At 72.2% G+C, this 15,769-nt stretch carries 17 protein-coding genes; 7 read left to right on the top strand and 10 right to left on the bottom strand.

Annotated features, from left to right (window positions below; genetic code table 11):
- Positions 1 to 68 precede the first annotated feature (68 nt).
- Positions 69 to 485 carry a DUF6892 domain-containing protein gene (locus tag OG570_RS30695; RefSeq protein WP_326952591.1) on the top strand — a complete coding sequence of 139 codons (417 nt, stop codon included), beginning with the start codon at positions 69 to 71 and terminating at the stop codon, positions 483 to 485.
- Here the strand turns inward: OG570_RS30695 and OG570_RS30690 are convergent.
- The 6 genes from OG570_RS30690 to OG570_RS30665 form a co-directional block, all read right to left on the bottom strand.
- On the bottom strand, positions 370 to 1,302 hold the full coding sequence (locus OG570_RS30690) for a hypothetical protein (protein WP_326952590.1): 933 nt from the start codon (positions 1,300 to 1,302) through the stop codon (positions 370 to 372). The two genes, OG570_RS30695 and OG570_RS30690, sit on opposite strands and share 116 nt — an antisense overlap.
- A 351-nt stretch (positions 1,303 to 1,653) precedes the next feature.
- Positions 1,654 to 2,529, bottom strand: coding sequence for an SAM-dependent methyltransferase (locus OG570_RS30685; protein WP_326952589.1), 876 nt, complete (start codon positions 2,527 to 2,529; stop codon positions 1,654 to 1,656).
- On the bottom strand, positions 2,481 to 3,125 hold the full coding sequence (locus tag OG570_RS30680) for a cysteine hydrolase (protein WP_326950516.1): 645 nt from the start codon (positions 3,123 to 3,125) through the stop codon (positions 2,481 to 2,483). The genes OG570_RS30685 and OG570_RS30680 overlap by 49 nt, the downstream gene beginning before the upstream one ends.
- Positions 3,122 to 4,198: an isocitrate/isopropylmalate family dehydrogenase gene (locus OG570_RS30675; RefSeq protein ID WP_326952588.1), complete on the bottom strand. Its 1,077-nt coding sequence runs from the start codon at positions 4,196 to 4,198 to the stop codon at positions 3,122 to 3,124. Before OG570_RS30675 ends, OG570_RS30680 begins: the two co-directional genes overlap by 4 nt.
- The gene (locus tag OG570_RS30670) at positions 4,199 to 4,732 is read right to left on the bottom strand and encodes an EF-hand domain-containing protein (protein WP_247052713.1); all 534 of its coding nucleotides are present in this window, start codon (positions 4,730 to 4,732) and stop codon (positions 4,199 to 4,201) included. It lies immediately after the preceding gene.
- A gap of 171 nt (positions 4,733 to 4,903) precedes the next feature.
- Complete coding sequence (locus OG570_RS30665) at positions 4,904 to 5,578, bottom strand: TetR/AcrR family transcriptional regulator C-terminal domain-containing protein (protein WP_326952587.1); 675 nt, start codon at positions 5,576 to 5,578, stop codon at positions 4,904 to 4,906.
- 92 nt (positions 5,579 to 5,670) lie between these two features.
- Between OG570_RS30665 and OG570_RS30660 the strand changes: the two genes are divergently transcribed.
- Positions 5,671 to 6,210, top strand: coding sequence for an ester cyclase (locus OG570_RS30660; RefSeq protein WP_326952586.1), 540 nt, complete (start codon positions 5,671 to 5,673; stop codon positions 6,208 to 6,210).
- Positions 6,211 to 6,260: 50 nt separating this feature from the next.
- Here OG570_RS30660 and OG570_RS30655 read toward each other — a convergent pair whose 3' ends face one another.
- Both OG570_RS30655 and OG570_RS30650 read right to left on the bottom strand, forming a co-directional pair.
- The gene (locus OG570_RS30655; RefSeq protein ID WP_326952585.1) at positions 6,261 to 8,135 is read right to left on the bottom strand and encodes a Calx-beta domain-containing protein; all 1,875 of its coding nucleotides are present in this window, start codon (positions 8,133 to 8,135) and stop codon (positions 6,261 to 6,263) included.
- 310 nt (positions 8,136 to 8,445) lie between these two features.
- A complete protein-coding gene (locus OG570_RS30650) occupies positions 8,446 to 9,483 on the bottom strand; it encodes an NAD(P)-dependent alcohol dehydrogenase (RefSeq protein ID WP_326952584.1) in 1,038 nt (345 codons plus the stop codon).
- Between the two features lie 98 nt (positions 9,484 to 9,581).
- On the opposite strand from OG570_RS30650, the gene OG570_RS30645 reads away from it, so the two are divergent.
- Positions 9,582 to 10,169: a TetR family transcriptional regulator gene (locus OG570_RS30645; protein ID WP_326950522.1), complete on the top strand. Its 588-nt coding sequence runs from the start codon at positions 9,582 to 9,584 to the stop codon at positions 10,167 to 10,169.
- A gap of 3 nt (positions 10,170 to 10,172) precedes the next feature.
- Here the strand turns inward: OG570_RS30645 and OG570_RS30640 are convergent, their stop codons facing one another.
- Entirely contained in the window at positions 10,173 to 10,835 is a 663-nt protein-coding gene (locus tag OG570_RS30640) for a hypothetical protein (protein ID WP_326952583.1), read from the bottom strand.
- A 67-nt stretch (positions 10,836 to 10,902) separates the two neighbouring features.
- Positions 10,903 to 11,604 carry a helix-turn-helix transcriptional regulator gene (locus tag OG570_RS30635; RefSeq protein WP_326952582.1) on the bottom strand — a complete coding sequence of 234 codons (702 nt, stop codon included), beginning with the start codon at positions 11,602 to 11,604 and terminating at the stop codon, positions 10,903 to 10,905.
- A 126-nt stretch (positions 11,605 to 11,730) separates the two neighbouring features.
- Here OG570_RS30635 and OG570_RS30630 point away from each other — a divergent pair, with 126 nt between their 5' ends.
- The 4 genes from OG570_RS30630 (at position 11,731) to OG570_RS30615 (ending at position 15,757) form a co-directional block, all read left to right on the top strand.
- The gene (locus OG570_RS30630) at positions 11,731 to 11,970 is read left to right on the top strand and encodes a hypothetical protein (RefSeq protein ID WP_326952581.1); all 240 of its coding nucleotides are present in this window, start codon (positions 11,731 to 11,733) and stop codon (positions 11,968 to 11,970) included.
- 94 nt (positions 11,971 to 12,064) lie between these two features.
- A complete protein-coding gene (locus tag OG570_RS30625) occupies positions 12,065 to 12,931 on the top strand; it encodes an FAD binding domain-containing protein (protein WP_326952580.1) in 867 nt (288 codons plus the stop codon).
- 1 nt (position 12,932) lies between these two features.
- Complete coding sequence (locus tag OG570_RS30620; RefSeq protein ID WP_326952579.1) at positions 12,933 to 13,403, top strand: (2Fe-2S)-binding protein; 471 nt, start codon at positions 12,933 to 12,935, stop codon at positions 13,401 to 13,403.
- On the top strand, positions 13,400 to 15,757 hold the full coding sequence (locus OG570_RS30615; RefSeq protein ID WP_326952578.1) for an aerobic carbon-monoxide dehydrogenase large subunit: 2,358 nt from the start codon (positions 13,400 to 13,402) through the stop codon (positions 15,755 to 15,757). The genes OG570_RS30620 and OG570_RS30615 overlap by 4 nt, the downstream gene beginning before the upstream one ends.
- Positions 15,758 to 15,769: the final 12 nt, after the last annotated feature.

Raw genomic sequence — 15,769 nt, 5'->3', positions numbered from 1 at the left:
GGCCTCCTTGCCGAACATGAAACGTTTCAAGCTTCTCGCGCGTCCACGCTAACCCATAGATTGCGCCCATGGCCGACTTCACCGACTTCAACCTCAAGCTGATCGTCGTCGAGCAGCTGATGTACACGGACAAGACGCTGACGCCCGCGTTCCGCATCGCCGACGTCCTGGGCGTGACCGACACCTGGGAGCACACCTACCAGCGCGGGCTCGCCCACCAAGTGGTCCCGGAGGCGCGTGAGTACTTCGAGGCGCTGGAGATCGGCGACGGACTCCTGGCCACTGTGACGGAGCTGGTCATGGACGGCGGGCTGCGGGTGTACCAGGAGTGCGCGCCGATCTGGGACGGCGAGGACGAGCTGTTCGACGTCAGCTCGCTCGACGATCTCGCCCTGCTGCCGAACTTGCGGCGTGTCGTGGGCTCGGAGTTCCTCGGCCCGCGGTTGCGGGAGGTCCTTCGCTCCCGCGGTGTCGCGGCGGACTGACCGAGCGGTCCGCGTCGCCGTAGTAGCCCGCGGGCAGCTGCCGGAAGCGGCGGCGGAAACGCAGCCAGCCGACCAGCTGCGTGCCGGCCGCGAGCACGAGGTAGGACAAGGCGAACCACCCCTGCGCGCCGAGGTGGTCCAGGTCCATTCCGGCCGGCCACACCGCGACGAAGAACAGGGCGGACGGGGCGAACCGGTGGGCGTCCTGGGCCCGCAGCACGCCGTCGACGGCGCGGGACGCGGCGTCCTCGGCGATGATCGGCGCGCGCAGCACCCGGCCGAGGACCAGCGCGATCGCCCCGGCCCCGGCGGCGAGCCCGAGCGTGCGGGCCCCGGCGTCCAGGGGCGCGGCGGGTTCGGTGAGGAACTGCAGGGCGCACAGGACGGCTCCGCCGCCGAACGTGATCGCCGTCGCGGCCAGGTGCCACCAGCCGACCTGCCGCGCCGCCGCACGCCACGGCGGCGGGGTGCCGGTGCCGGTCAGGCTCTCGGCGAGCTCTTCGCGCGCCTGCACCTGGCGCCACCGCATCACGAGCAAGGCGGCCAGCACCACGCCGACCAGCAACGGCCGGAGCAGCTCCAGCTCCCGCGGCGCGCGGAAACCGGGCCAGAAGACGAGGCAGACGACCAGCACGGCGAACACGGTCGGCCGCCGCAGCCATTCCCGGGTGCCGACGCGCAACGCGAGCAGCCGGGTCGGCAACCCGACCTCGACCCCGTGCCGCGCAAGCCACATCCGCGTGGCGGTCACCTCGGCGAACGACGGTTCGCCGGGCAGCCTCGGATCGACCGGCAACGCCGGTTCACGCACGACCAACCGAAAGCCTCCCAGCCCTCACCACCCGCGGGAAGTCTACGACAGGGCCCGGGCCGGGCTCACCGCGCGGGTTTGCCGGTGAAGGCCAGGGGACGCCCGCCGGATCCACTCCAGCCGACCGGCGCACTTCGACCGGCCACGACCCGGACGACCTCGCCGTCGCCGGTGCACACCACTGCTTCTTCACCAAAGCACGGCCCCGGCTCACCACCGGTTCACCACGAGAACCGCGGCAGCTCACCAGCCCGACCGACCTACGAAAGCGCGGCGGCCTCGGCAGGCTCGAACCGGCCGCGGATCCAGACAATCGCCGCGTCGCCCTCGAAGGACTCACCACACCAGCGCCCCGACTCACCGCGGCGGTTTGGCCGCGAAGACCCAGCGGTTGCTCGCCAAAGCGTCATGGCGCTCCGGCACCAGGCCCGCGCCGTGCTCCACCGCGAGGTCGAACGGGGTGCGGACCGATGTCTCCCAGGCGCCGGCCCGCAGTGCGGCCGCCGAGTCCGGGCGGGGTTCGGCGTCGAACAGGGCCGTCAGGTCCACGCCGATCTGTTCCTTCGTGCTGCGGTAGATCGCGCTGGTGCGGTACTCCACGCCGAGCTTGACCTCGTACGCCAGGCAGCTGCCGGGCGCCGCCAGGCGGTCCACCGTCGTGATGAGTCGGCGTTCCGCGTCCGCGGGCAGGTAGAGCAGCAGGCCCTCGGCCAGCCACGCCGTCGGGACGCGCGGGTCGAACCCCGCCTCGCGCAGCGGCCGGACCCAGTCCTCGCACAGGTCCACCGCGACCGTCTTGCGGGCCGCGCTCGCCGTCGCGCCCAGGTCGTCCAGGACTTCCTGCTTGAACGCCAGCACGTCCGGCCGGTCCAGCTCGAAGACCGGGCAGCCGGCCGGCCACGCAAGCCGGAAGGCCCGCGAGTCCAGCCCGGCGCCCAGCAGCACGACCTGCCCGGTGCCGGCGCGCACCGCGTCGAGCAGGAAGTCGTCCAGGACCCGCGTGCGCAGGCCGAAGTAGCGCCCGAGCCGGCCCCACAGCGGGTTCGCCGCCCCGCCGGGGACGTCGTGCCAGTGCACCGGCCACTCCCCCGACGCCCGCGCCGCCCGGACGAAGTGCCGCGCGAACCCGTCGTGCGCCAGGGAATCCGGCCGGGTCGCCTCGATCGCCCTGGCCGCGGCGACCATCAGCGCGGTCCGGCCGACGCCGCCTTCGACGCCTCGGGTGGTGACCACTCGTCCTCCTCCGCGAATCGGGTCCACGACGCGGGCCGGTCGTGCGTGGTCGTCCGCGCCCCGTAGACGGTTTCCATGAACCGCAGGGTTTCCTCGTCGGACCGGTGCAGGGCGGTCGTGCAGTCGGTCAGGACCGTGAGGTGGAATCCCTTCTGGAACGCCGTTCTCGCCGTCGAGTCCACGCAGACGTCGGCGTAGACCCCGGCGAGGACGAGGTGCCCGATCCGGCGCCGGCGCAGGTACTGCCCGAAGCCGTGCGCCAGGAACGCGTCGAAGCAGGCGTACTTGGTGAAGACGCGCTCGCCGGCCGCGGGCGCGACCTTGTGGAACTCCGCGCCCCACGAACCGGTCCGGCACTTCGGCTGCTTGCCCAGCACCCGGTCGCGCCGCCGCCAGCTCGGCCGCTGGTGCTCGACGTCGCCGAGGAACCGCACGAAGACGACCTCCGTGCCGGCCCGCCGGGCGAGGTCGACGGCGCGCGCGGCGTTCGTCGTGGCCCGCTGCAACGTCCCCGGTGCGCCGCGGTACCGGGCCGCGACGACGGGCCCGGCGCAGAAGTCGTTCTGCAGGTCCACGACGACCAGGGCCGTCTTCACGCGCCCGCCACCGGCACCCGGCCGGCCGCCGGGTCGAGCGCGGCCAGGACTTCGGCCACGAATTCGGCGGTCGACTGCCGGCCGCCGACGTCCGGGGTGCCGACGCCCCGGTCGCGCGCGGCGTCCAGCGCTTGTTCGGTCGCCGCGATGGCGCCCGGGCAGCCCGCGTGCCGCTCGGCGATGGCCGCGGCGGCCCGGATGGTGGCCGTCGGGTTGACCCGGCCGGTCCCCGCGAGGTCGTCGGCCGAGCCGTGCACGGTCTGGTACTCGACGAGCCCGGCGACGTCCGGGTGGAGGAGGACGTTCTCGGTGTAGCGGCGCTCCTGGCGTTCGCCGCCGAACGCGTCGAGCAGGACGACGTGCATGATGTCGGCCCACTCGTTGCCGGCGACGACCAGCGTGCGCGGGGTGAGGCCGTGCTCGATCAGGTTGCGGTTCACCGTGTCCGGCTGGCAGAGCTCGACGGTCACCCCGAGCCGGCCGGCGATCTCGGCGACCCACTCCCCGAGCGCGCCGTCGAGCAGGTGGAACTTGTACGCCAGGACGATCCGCGCGGGTCCGTCGTCGGGCCACTGCGCCCAGGCCCGGCGCAGCGCGAACACGATCACCTTCTCGGTGATCTCCTTGCTGAACACCGTCGTGCGGGTCAGCACGCCCGGCGTGTGCCGGTTTTCGCCGGTGTAGAAGCCCTGGGCCTGGTCCCGGACCAGCAGCAGGCCCGGCGTGATCGGGTCGACCTTGACCGCCTGCAGCCGCTCCCGGACCAGGTAGAGCGACTGCGCGTTGATCGCCGTGCGGAAGATCGCCGGGACGTCGGCCCGCGCCTGCTCCCGGCAGAACCGCTCGTAGTGCTCGGCGTCCTCGTGGGTCAGCCGGCGGATCCGCTCGGTTTCCCCTTCACCCTTCAGTGAGAAATAGGAATGGTACAACCGGGGCGAGCGCACGATTTCGATTTCGGTCGAGTGCCGGAGGCCGATTCTGGTCAGCACGTTTTCGAAGACGTCCGCCAGTTCCGGACCCGTACCCCGGCCGACCGCCAGCCCGACGACCGGCCGCGCGCGGTGCGCGCCCATTCAGCCGGCCACGTTCGCGACCAGGTGGTCGCCGGCGATGCCGACCTTGTCCGGGCTGTAGTAGTCCTTGATCGCCGCGGTCCAGACCGGCACCCGGACGCGGTCGCCCGCCGACGGCCCGAAGGCCTCGAACAGGGCGTCGATGTTGTCGCGGTCGAACCCGATCGCCGTCATCAGGGCGACGAACAGCGGGCGTTCGATCATCCCGTCACCGTCCGGATCCCCCAGTGCGGCAAGGGATTCCGCGAACTCGGTCACCGTGGCGTCGAACCGTTCCGGCGACAGCACGCAGGCCGCGTACTCGTCGTAGCTCACCTTGCCGTCGTGGTTGGCGTCGAGCTCCCGCTCCAGGGTGGTCCAGTACCGGTGGAAGGCCGCCTCCATCGCCTGCTTCGCGGCGGCGCCGGAGCCCTGGGCCGCCCGCAGCACGCGGTCCGCCATCGTCGAGAAGTCCCGTTCTTCGAGATAGCCGTTCCGGTCGACGTCGAAGAGGGTGAAAACGAGCTTGATCCGGTCGACCGCGGTGGCACCCATCGATTTTTGACCTTTCGCGTCGGGATTGTTCCCCGAGCAGTTTGCGCCCGGCGGGCCGGGCCGTGAATCCGTTTCACCCCAAGGTGTGGAATCACCGTTTTGCCGCGTTTTCACCGGGGCGCACCACCGGTTCACCCCGGCCGGGGCACGCCCCGGCACACACGGTGATGCTCAGCGGCGGGCGGCCTCCAGCGCGGCGACCAGAGCGTCGACGCCGAAGGCGAACTCGGCGTCGTGGTCGCAGACCGCCAGGTGCGGGGCGGCCGCCACGACGTGCGGCAGGCCGGACGCCGTCAGCTCGGTTTCGCGCCGCCCGGCGCCTTCGACGTCGGCGCCGCTGAACGCCGGCCCCGCGGACACCTCCCGCAGCAGCGAGCCGACCAGGAAGGCGAGCGACGTCCGCAGCGCGTGCACGGCGCGCTCCGGCGGGAACCCGGCCCGGTCGAGGACGGCCAGCACCGCCTCGGTCGGCCCGAGCACGGCGGGCGCGTCGAGCTGACGGGTCAGCACCAGCGGCACGCAGCGCGGGTGCCGGAGCGCGGAACGCCGGAAGGCGTGGGCGACCGCGCGGACGTCGGCGGCGAGGTCGCCGCTCGGCGCCGGCAGGCGCAGGCCGGCCAGCACCGCCTCGGTGATCGCGTCGAGCAGCGCGTCCCGGCTCGCGACGTGGTTGTAGAGGCTCATCGCGTCGACGCCCAGCCGCTTGGCGACACCGCGCATGGTCAGCCGTTCGACGCCCTCGGCCTCGGCGAGCGCCATCGCGGCGTCGACGATCCGCTTGCGCGACAAGGGTTCCTGCCCACGCCGGGGCCGGCCGCGCCGCGGCGGGTCCGTCTCGGTGTCCATCCCGCACCTCCTGGACAAAACCTACAGCGTAGGTCTACGGTCGGCCCATACCTACGGCGTAGGTTTTATCCCACCAAGACTGAGGACCCCGGATGACGACCGCCTACACCCTGCCGCCGGAAGACGTGCTGCGCGCTCGCGAGAAGCTCGTCCTCGACCACTTCCACGACGAGGTGCGCCAGGCCTGGGACGACGTGCTGGAGACGTTCCCGCACCCGCACTACGAGCTGATCGCGTCGATGACGGTCCACGACGGCACCAGCGAGGTCCGCGGCTACTACCACGACACCCGCGTCGCGTTCCCCGACCAGGACCACGAGATCATCGCCCTGCGCCACACGGCCGACGCCGTGGTCGTCGAGTTCTGGCTGAAGGGCACCCACCTCGGCCCGCTGGGCAAGATCCCGCCGACGGGCAGCACGCACCGCACCCGGATGACGGCGTACTTCGTCTTCGACGAGCAGGAGAACCTGGTCACCGAGCGCGTCTACTTCGACCAGCTGACCGTGCTGAAGCAGCTGCTGGGCGGGCTGGACAAGAAGAACCCGAAGGACCTGGCCACGTTGGTGCGCGCGGTCTTCGGCGCGTTGAGCGAGGCCGGCGGCGAACCGGATCCCCGGCTGCTCGGCTGAAAAGGCGGGGGCGGCCGGATGCACCGGCCGCCCCCGCTCACTTCACCTGGTCAGCGCCGGCAGGGGTTGCCGGCGGGGTGGGCGTTGGTTCCGTGCACGTCGGCCTGGGACTCCGCGAGCACGATCTTGGCGAGCGCCGTGTCCAGCGCGACCGCCTGCTGCTTCACGACGCCGTTCACCACGGTCTGGCCGTTCAGCTTCAGCGATCCGATGACCAGCGGGATGGTCAGCGGGGCCGAGCCGACCGTGACCGCGAGGCCGTTGATCTTCAGCGAGGCGATGGTCGAACTGCCCGCGAGCACCGGGGCGAGACCGCCCGTGGCCGGCTGGCAGGTCGCCGACGCCTGCGACTGGATCACGCCCAGCTCGATGGTCAGCCCGAGCGTGCTGATCACCGTCTTGTCGATCTTGGCGGTGGCCTGCGCGTGGTCACCGGCGGCCGGGGCCGCCGACTGGTTGTCCGGCGTGACGTCCGTCGACGCGGTCAGCGCCTTGGTCTCCACCTTGATCAGGCCGGCGTTGAGCGTCGCGCCCAGCACCGTCTGGCTGTCGTCGGCGCAGGGCAGGTTCGCCGGGTTGGCGACGCCGGCCGTGATGCCGATGACGTTGGCGGCCGTGCCGGTGCAGGAGAACGCGCCGTCCCGGTCGTCGTCGGTGATCGTGCCGATCCCGGTCGGGTCGACCAGGCCCGCGCCGACCGGCGCCGACAGCGTCACCGTGAACGTCTCGTCCGGCTCGTCGACCGTGTCCGGGTTGACCAGCACGGTCACCGGCTTGGTCGTCTCACCGGGCGCGAAGGTGACGTCGCCGCTCGCCGCCGCGTAGTCCGCCGGCGCGGTCGCCGTGCCGTTCGCGGTGGCGTAGTGGACCGTCACCGGGTTCGGGCTGGCCCCGCCGAGCAACGACACCGTGAAGGTCGCCGGTACCGGAGCACCGCCGGATCCTTCGGCCACCGTGACGTCGTTGATGCTCAAGCCGAGCACCCGCACGGTCGTCGTCTCGATGTAGCCCCGCGAGACGCCGTCGACCAGGTAGTCGACGGTGCAGTGGTACGTCCCCGGCGCGGCGTTCGCCGCGGCGGCCACCGTCTCGGTGAAGGTGGCGACGTCACCGCTGGGCACCTTCACGCTGGCCGGCGCGTTGGTGACCGTGAGCTGCGGGTCGCACGTCGTGACGTGCGGGGCCACCGTGACCTCGATGGACTTGATGCCGTCGAGGATGGCCTGCGAGACCGCGCTCGAGGGCACGTTGTTGAGCAGCACGCCACCCGTGGCCGACGTGATCGCGCTGGCCTGCCCGTCGAGGTCGAGCGCGCCCACGTTGACCGCGACGACGCGGATGTTCGCCGCCTTCAGCGCGGCGATGGTCTGGGCCAGGTCGTGCCCGCCGCTCGGGTCGTGCGACGGCGCGTCGCCGAACCAGGCGACGATGCGCGTGCCGTCCGGGCGGAAGGTGACCGCGCCGGTGGCCAGCTCGTACAGGGCGTTGAGGTCGGCTTCCGGGCCGTCGCCGCCACCGGAGGCGACCCACTGGTTCGTGCCGGCCTGGACCGCCGCCTGGTCACCGGTGATGCCCGTGTTGACGCGGAACGCGAAGGGGTCGCCGAAGTCCTTGTACTCGGCCACCCCGAACTGCGCGGTCGGCTGCGCGGCGAGCACGTCACCGGTGATGGTGTCGGCGTTCGCGCGCACGTTGCCGATCGCGGCGCCCATGCTGCCCGTGGTGTCGGCGAGCAGCACGAGGTCGGGGTTCGGCGGCACGGCCGACGTCGTGACGTGCTTGGTCACGGTGGTGCTCTGGCCCGCGTTGAGGGTGAGGTCGACGGTGGCCGGATCGACCCCGGGCGGCGCCGCGGCGGCGACGGCCGTCGGTGCGAGCAACGCCGTGACGGCCGTCAAGGCGACGAACACTGATCTTCGGGACATGACTTCCCTTTCGAGAATTTCCGGTGGCTGGCCTGAGGAAGACGGAAAATGGCCTGCTTCGTTAGCACTTCGCCCGCGGTTCACCCGGAGTGCCCTGTGTCAAGGCGCCCAATGGGCGATCACCGGGAAATCGGGCTACTCAACCAGGTACTGACCGGGCCGAGCCGTCGAAAGCCGATCGGGAAACGTCACGCTTCAGAGCGACGCCGGACCGGGGTATTTGCACGATGCGTGCTCGACGGGAAGCGGGAAACCCTCGATATTTCTCACCGGAAACGCAAAGAATGACCCGAATGCCGCAGTGTCCGGGCTACGAAAGGTCGGCCAGGTCGAGCACGAAGCGGTACCGGACGTCGTTGCGGCCGAGCCGCTCGAGGGCTTCGTTCACCTGCTTCGACGGGAGCACTTCGACGTCGGCGGTGACGCCGTGCTCGGCGCAGAACTCCAGCATCTCCGCCGTCGCCGGGCGGCCGCCGCTGCCCGCGGAGCCCAGCTTCTTGCGGCCGACGAGCAGATCCATCATCGACACGGTGACCGAGCCCAGGTGGCCGACGACGCTGAGGGTGCCGTCCAGCGCGACCAGCTTCAGGTACGGGGCGAGGTCGTGGGGCACCGCGATGGTGTCGACGACGACGTCGAACCGGTCCCGCGCCGCGGCCAGCTGCCGCTTGTCGGTGGACACGACCAGGTCGTGGGCGCCGAGGCGGCGGGCGTCCTCGGCCTTGCCGTCGGTCCGGCTGAGGACCGTCGTCTCGGCCCCGAGCGCGACGGCGAACTTGACCGCGAGGTGCCCGAGGCCGCCGAGCCCGGCCACGGCGACACGCGTGCCGGGGCCGACGTCCAGCGCCCGCAACGGCTCCCAGACGGTGATCCCCGCGCACAGCAACGGCGCCGCGGCCGCCGGGTCGAGTCCCGCGGGCAGCGGGTAGGCGAAGGCCTCGTGGACGACGTACTCGCGGGAGTAGCCGCCCAGGGTGGGGGTGCCGTCGTGGCGGTCGGTGCCGCCGTAGGTCAGGGTCGGGAACGCGTAGCAGAAGTTCTCCTGCCCCCGCCGGCACATCGGGCACTCCCCGCACGAGTCCACGATGTTGCCCACGGCGACGGCGTCCCCGGCGGCGAACCGCGTGACGCCGCTACCCACCTCGGTCACCACGCCGGTGAACTCGTGGCCGGGCACCAGCGGCGTATCCCGGCCGGGCCGGCCCAGCGCGTGGAGGTCGCTGTGGCAGACCCCGCAGTAGTCCACGCGCACGGCGACATCGTCCGCCCGCAGGTCACGGCGTTCGAGCGGCACCTGCCGCAACGCGTCCCCGGCGTGGTCGGCCTGCCAGCCCACGGTCGTCCTCATGGCTTGCTCCTCAAACAAACAGACTGTTCGGTCTATTTGACCGTAGCCGAGCATCGGCGATCCGGCAAACAGACTGGTCTGTTGTTATCGTGGGCCGCATGGCCGACAAGCCCCTGACCTCGCGGGGCGCCGCGACGAAGCAGCGCATCATCGACGTGGCGACCCAGGAGTTCGCGCGGTACGGCCTGGCCGGGGCGCGCGTCGAGCGGATCGTGGCCGCGGCCCGCACCAACAAAGCGCAGCTCTACGGCTACTTCGGCAGCAAGGAAGAGCTGTTCGACACGATCTTCCTCGACTCGATGGGCTCGATCCGCGACGGCGTCCCGATCGACGCCGGCGACCTCGCGGACTGGGCCGTCCGCCTGTACGACGAGTACCTCCGCCGGCCCGACCTGATCCGGCTGGCCACCTGGGTCCGGCTGGAGCGGCGCCCCGCCGGGCACCTCGTCGCCGACGCCGACCGCCTCGACGCCGCCAAGCTCGGCGCCATCGCCGACGCGCAGGCCGCGGGGCTCGTCCGGGCCGGGGACCCGTTCGACCTGATGGCCATGGTGATCGCGATGTCGATGGCGTGGTCGCCGGTCAGCAACGTCTACGCCGCCACCGGCGAGGAGCCGCCGGAGCTGCACGAGCAACGCCGGACGCTCCTGCGGGAGAGCGTCCGGCGCGCTGTCGCACCCGGGTAGGACTCAGTAGCGGAAGGACCGGGTCCCGGTCAGCGACCAGGCGCGGGCGACCCGGCCGTCGCGCACGGACAGCAGGTCGGCGCCGCTCGCCGCGGGTCCGGTCCACAGGAACGCGACGGTGCCCCGGACCGGATCGACGATCGGCGCGCGATGCGGCGTCAGGACCGCGGGATCCGGGCGCGTGAGCGGGCCCGCCGCGCCGGAGAAGAACCCGAAGTCCCCGGTGATGACGTCCACCGGCTCGCCGGCGCGCCACCGGAGCCAGCCGTCGAGGACCTTGTCCAGGTCGTCGCCGGCGGTGTACGCCGGGTCGGGCGTGGTGTCGCGCCGCTCCCCCACGAACGTCCAGTTCTCCGCGATCCCGCCGCCGTGCAGGATGTTGACGTCGAAGCCGGTCATCTTCCGGCCGTCCGCCTTGTCGACGTCCCACAGGTAGGCGAAGTGGTCACCGCCGTCGGCGAGCACCCGCGGGCGGAAGATGTTGATGTGCTTGCCGCGGTACCCCTCGAGGAACCGCACCTGCTCCGCCGGCCCGACCACGCTGTCGAGCCCCGGGGTCTGCCCGGACCACTGCACGCAGGTCGGGCTCATCAGCTCGTGCGCCAGCGCGGGGTCCTCGTTCCACATGCGGCACCACTGCCGCATCCGTTCTTCGTTGTTTTCCATGTCCGCCACGGTTCCAGCGGTCCGCGACACCGTCCTGTCGGTGTTCGGCGTCACATTTCCCGGCATTTCACCGCAGGGCTTCCGCGTCCAGCCGGTCGAGTTCCGCGGCCCACTCGGCCTCGCGCGGGCGGAACCGCTCGCCGGTCGGCGCGGTGGCGGTGATGCGGTGCAGCTGGAACCCGCGGACGCCGTCGCGCAGGCGGCACCACGCGACGAGGTACCAGCCGTGCGGCCCCCAGAGCAGGCCCAGCGGCTCGACGTCGCGCTCGGAGGCCGCACCCGCCCGGTCGGTGTAGGTCACGTGCAGCACCCGGCTCGACACGACGGCGTCCTCGACCGCGTCCGCGACCGCACCGCGGATCACCGGCAGGTCGGGGTGCGGGCCGACGCGGTGCACGCGTGCGGCCAGCGCGTCCTCCCTTCGCCGCACATCGGGCGGCAAAACGGCCAGCACCTTCTGCGCCGCCCGCCGCGCGGCGTCCGCGAAGGGCGTGGCCGACGCGGCCCGCAGCGCGACGCTGATCGCCAGCGCCTCGCGCGCGGTGAGCGTCACGGGCGGGAGGGTGCGCTCGCGGTCCAGGCTGTAGCCGCCGTTGCGCCCGGTGCCGCTCCGGATGGCCACACCGGACTCCCGCAGCGCGTCGAGGTCCCGTTCGACGGTGCGGACGCTGACCTCGAACCGCCGCGCCAGCCAGGTCGCACTGCGCGGCCGGGGCGAGACGGCGCGAAGTTCTTCCACGAGGGCGTACAGCCGTTCGGTGCGATTCACGAGAGCTAATTTATCTGCCGTCCACCGGCCGATTCCGGCCGCTTACCGCAGTCCACCCGCCCAGGCTGTTACAGATCCGCACTCATTCGCGACAGCACTGTCGAGAATGAAGGGGAGGGTGGTCGGGTGACGGGCGAACGACAGGTGCGGCTGCGGCTGGGCACCCGAGAGGTCTCGGCCCCGGCCGAATTCGGCCGCGAGGTGGTGAAGTACACCGGAATCACGGTCCAGCGCGTCGAAGACGGCGACCTGGTAGGCCAGTCGTGGGTCCCGGTGGGAACAACACCGACGTTCGCGGACGACGAAGCCCTGATCGCGGAGTGGCACGAGGCGCTCCAGTGGACCCACGCCCCCGCCGACGTCTGACCCTCGCCTCGGGGCGCTGGTCGGCACGCCCGGATTCAGAGTTCCCTTAATCCACTGTTGCGGACCGCGGACCCGGCGGGGACGATCGGCGGTCATGCAGGTGCCGGCGCAGTTCGAGTACGAGCGGGCCACCAGTGTCGGGCACGCCCTCGAGCTGCTGGCCAAGTACGGCCCCGAGGGCCGGGTGATCGCCGGCGGGCACAGTCTCATCCCGATGATGAAGCTGCGGCTGGCGTGGCCCGAAGCGCTGGTCGACATCAACGAGCTCGGCGAGCTGGCCCGGATCGAGGTCGTCGGCGGGGAGCTGCGGATCGGGGCCCTCGTGCGGCACGCCGAACTGCTCGATTCGGCCGAAGCCGGGCGGCTGTTCCCGATCCTGCACGACGCCGAACGCGTGGTCGCGGACCCGATCGTGCGCAACCGCGGGACCGTCGGGGGCTCGTTGTGCCAGGCCGATCCGTCGGAGGACCTGGCGGCCGCGTTCACCGCCGTCCGGGCCGACGCCGTCGTCGAGGGCGGCACCGGGACGCGGGTCGTGCCCGTGCGGGAGTTCTTCACCGGGCCGTACGAGACCGCCGTCGGGCCGGGTGAGCTGCTGGTGCAGCTGCGGCTGCCGATCCGCGACGGCACCGGGAGCGCGTACGCCAAGGTCGGCCGGCGGGCCGGGGACTGGGCCATCGCCGCGGCGGGCGCGTCACTGCGGCTGGACGGCGACGTCATCGTCGAAGCCGGGCTCGGCCTCACCGCCGTCGGCGCCCCGCACTTCGCCGCCGCCGAGGCGGCGGACTTCCTGCGCGGCGGCCCGGCGACGCCGGAGCGGCTCACCGAGGCCGGGACGATCGCCGCCGCGCACTGCTCCCCCACCGCCGACCAGCGCGGGCCCGCCGACTACAAGCGCCACCTCGTCGCGCAGCTGACCGCCAGGGCGCTGCACCAGGCGCACGCGCGGCGGGCGGGGTGACGTGGAGATCACCGTGACCGTCAACGACGAGGCGTACCGGCGCAGCGTCGAGCCCCGGCTCCTGCTGGTGCACTTCCTGCGCGACGACCTCGGTCTCACCGGCACGCACTGGGGCTGCGACACGTCCAACTGCGGCACCTGCGTGGTCTGGCTCGACGGGCTGCCGGTCAAGTCGTGCACGGTGCTCGCGGCGATGGCCGACGGCAAGCGCGTCCGGACCGTCGAGGACCTCGCCGACGGCCCACGGCTCGACCCCGTGCAGCAGGGGTTCGTCGCCTGCCACGGCGTCCAGTGCGGGTTCTGCACCCCGGCGATGCTGATGACCGCGCGCTGGCTGCTCGACCGCGACCCCGACCCGGACGAGGACACCATCCGCGAGGCCATTTCCGGGCAGCTGTGCCGCTGCACCGGCTACGAGAACATCGTCCGCGCGGTCCGCTGGGCCGCCGAGCACCCGGACGGTGAAGCGTGACCGCGAACGGCCACGGTTCCTTGCCCCGCAAGGAAGACGGCCGGTTCGTCCGCGGCCGCGGTACGTTCCTCGACGACGTGACCCGGCCCGGCATGCTGCACGGCGCGATCCTGCGCAGCCCGCACGCGCACGCCCGCGTCGTCGCGATCGACACCAGTGCCGCCGAGGCGCACCCGAAGGTCCGGGCCGTCATCACCGGCGCGATGCTGGCCGAGCGCGGCATGGCGTGGATGCCGACGCTGTCCCACGACGTCCAGGCCGTGCTGGCCACCGACAAGGTCCGGTTCCAGGGCCAGGAGGTCGCGTTCGTCGTCGCCGAAGACCGCTACGCCGCGCGAGACGCGCTCGAGCTGATCGACGTCGAGTACGAGCCGCTGCCGGTGATCGCCGACGCGCGGACCGCCCTCGACGCCGACGCCGCATTGATCCGCGACGACGTCGAAGGCCGTACGGACAACCGGATCTTCGACTGGGAGTCCGGTGACGCCGAAGCGACCGCCGACGCCTTCGCGCGCGCGGACGTCGTCGCGACGCAGGACATGCTCTACCCGCGGGTGCACCCGGCGCCGATGGAGACCTGCGGCGCGGTCGCCGAGCTGGACCCGGTCACCGGCAAGCTGACCGTCTGGGCCACCGCGCAGGCGCCGCACGCGCACCGGCTGCTCTACTCGATGATCACCGGGCTGCCCGAGCACAAGATCCGGATCGTCGCGCAGGACATCGGCGGCGGCTTCGGCAACAAGGTCGGGATGTACCCGGGTTACCTGTGCGCGGTCGCGGCCACGATGCTCACCGGGCGGCCGGTCAAGTGGGTCGAGGACCGCTCGGAAAACCTGATGAGCACGTCGTTCGCCCGCGACTACCACATGCACGGCGAGATCGCGGCGACGCGCGACGGGAAGCTGCTCGGCCTGCGCGTGCGGGTGCTGGCCGACCACGGCGCGTTCAACGGCACCGCGCAGCCGTCGAAGTTCCCGGCCGGGTTCTTCCAGGTCTTCACCGGTTCCTACGACCTGCCCGCGGCGCACTGCGCGGTCACCGGCGTCCACACGAACAAGGCCCCCGGCGGCGTGGCATACGCGTGTTCCTTCCGCATCACCGAAGCCGTGTACCTGGTCGAGCGGATGATGGACGTGCTCGCCTACGACCTCGGCGTCGACCCGGCGGAGCTGCGGGAGCGGAACCTGTTGCGGCCCGGGCAGTTCCCGTACACCTGCGCGACCGGCTGGGAGTACGACTCCGGCGACTACCCCAGGGCGCTGGCGCTGGCCAAGGAGATGGCGGGCTACGACGACCTCCGCCGCGAGCAGAAGGACAAGCGCGAACGCGGGGAGCTGATGGGCATCGGGCTGAGCTTCTTCACCGAAGCCGTCGGCGCCGGCCCGCGCGAGCACATGGACATCATGGGCCTCGGCATGGCCGACGGCGCCGAGCTGCGCGTGCACCCGAGCGGTTCGGCCGTGCTGCGCCTGTCGTGCATGTCCCAGGGCCAGGGCCACGAGACGACGTTCGCCCAGATCGTCGCGCATGAGCTGGGCATCCCGACGGACGAGGTCGAGGTGGTGCAGGGCGACACCGACGCCACGCCGTTCGGCCTCGGCACCTACGGCTCGCGCTCGACGCCGGTGTCCGGCGCGGCCACCGTGCTGGTCGCGCGGAAGGTGCGCGCGCGGGCGCGGCTCGTCGCCTCGGCGATGCTCGAGGTCAGCCCGGACGACCTGGAGTGGGAGCCGGGCCGCTGGTTCGTCCGCGGGGTGCCGGACCAGGGCCGGACGATGCGCGAGATCGCCCGCGCCGCGCACTCCGACCTGGCGCTGCCCGAAGGCGTCGAAGGGCAGCTCGACGCGTCCTGCGTGTACAACCCGCCGAGCCTGACCTACCCGTTCGGCGCCTACATCTGTGTGGTGGACGTCGATCCCGGCACCGGCCAGGTCCGGGTGCGCCGGTTCGTCGCGGTCGACGACTGCGGCGTCCGGATCAACCCGGCGATCGTGGCCGGGCAGGTGCACCGCGGCCTCGCCGACGGGATCGGGATGGCGCTGATGGAGCTGATCGCGTTCGACGACGACGGCAACCACCTCGGCGGCTCCTTCATGGACTACCTGCTCCCGACGGCCCTCGAATGCCCGTCGTGGGAGCTGGGCGAGACGTGCACACCGTCCCCGCACCACCCGATCGGCGCCAAGGGCATCGGCGAGTCCGCGACGGTCGGCTCCCCCGCCGCGGTCGTCAACGCCGTCGTCGACGCACTGCGGCCGTACGGCGTGCGGCACGCGGACATGCCGCTGACGCCGGCGGCGGTCTGGTGCGCGATGCAGGGCCGTCCACTTCGGACGGACCTGGCCATCACCTGAGACCCGGCGGGA

Source organism: Amycolatopsis sp. NBC_01286 (assembly GCF_035982555.1).
Classification (GTDB): Bacteria; Actinomycetota; Actinomycetes; order Mycobacteriales; family Pseudonocardiaceae; genus Amycolatopsis.
Note: the sequence above shows the minus strand (reverse complement) of the source record. Positions and strands in the feature narration are given on the sequence as shown.

Coding starts and splice junctions, on each gene's coding strand:
- OG570_RS30695 (WP_326952591.1), top strand. CDS start 69: ATGGCCGACTTCACCGACTTCAACCTCAAGCTGATCGTCGTCGAGCAG.
- OG570_RS30675 (WP_326952588.1), bottom strand. CDS start 4,198: ATGGGCGCGCACCGCGCGCGGCCGGTCGTCGGGCTGGCGGTCGGCCGG.
- OG570_RS30670 (WP_247052713.1), bottom strand. CDS start 4,732: ATGGGTGCCACCGCGGTCGACCGGATCAAGCTCGTTTTCACCCTCTTC.
- OG570_RS30665 (WP_326952587.1), bottom strand. CDS start 5,578: ATGGACACCGAGACGGACCCGCCGCGGCGCGGCCGGCCCCGGCGTGGG.
- OG570_RS30660 (WP_326952586.1), top strand. CDS start 5,671: ATGACGACCGCCTACACCCTGCCGCCGGAAGACGTGCTGCGCGCTCGC.
- OG570_RS30655 (WP_326952585.1), bottom strand. CDS start 8,135: ATGTCCCGAAGATCAGTGTTCGTCGCCTTGACGGCCGTCACGGCGTTG.
- OG570_RS30650 (WP_326952584.1), bottom strand. CDS start 9,483: ATGAGGACGACCGTGGGCTGGCAGGCCGACCACGCCGGGGACGCGTTG.
- OG570_RS30645 (WP_326950522.1), top strand. CDS start 9,582: ATGGCCGACAAGCCCCTGACCTCGCGGGGCGCCGCGACGAAGCAGCGC.
- OG570_RS30640 (WP_326952583.1), bottom strand. CDS start 10,835: ATGGAAAACAACGAAGAACGGATGCGGCAGTGGTGCCGCATGTGGAAC.
- OG570_RS30625 (WP_326952580.1), top strand. CDS start 12,065: ATGCAGGTGCCGGCGCAGTTCGAGTACGAGCGGGCCACCAGTGTCGGG.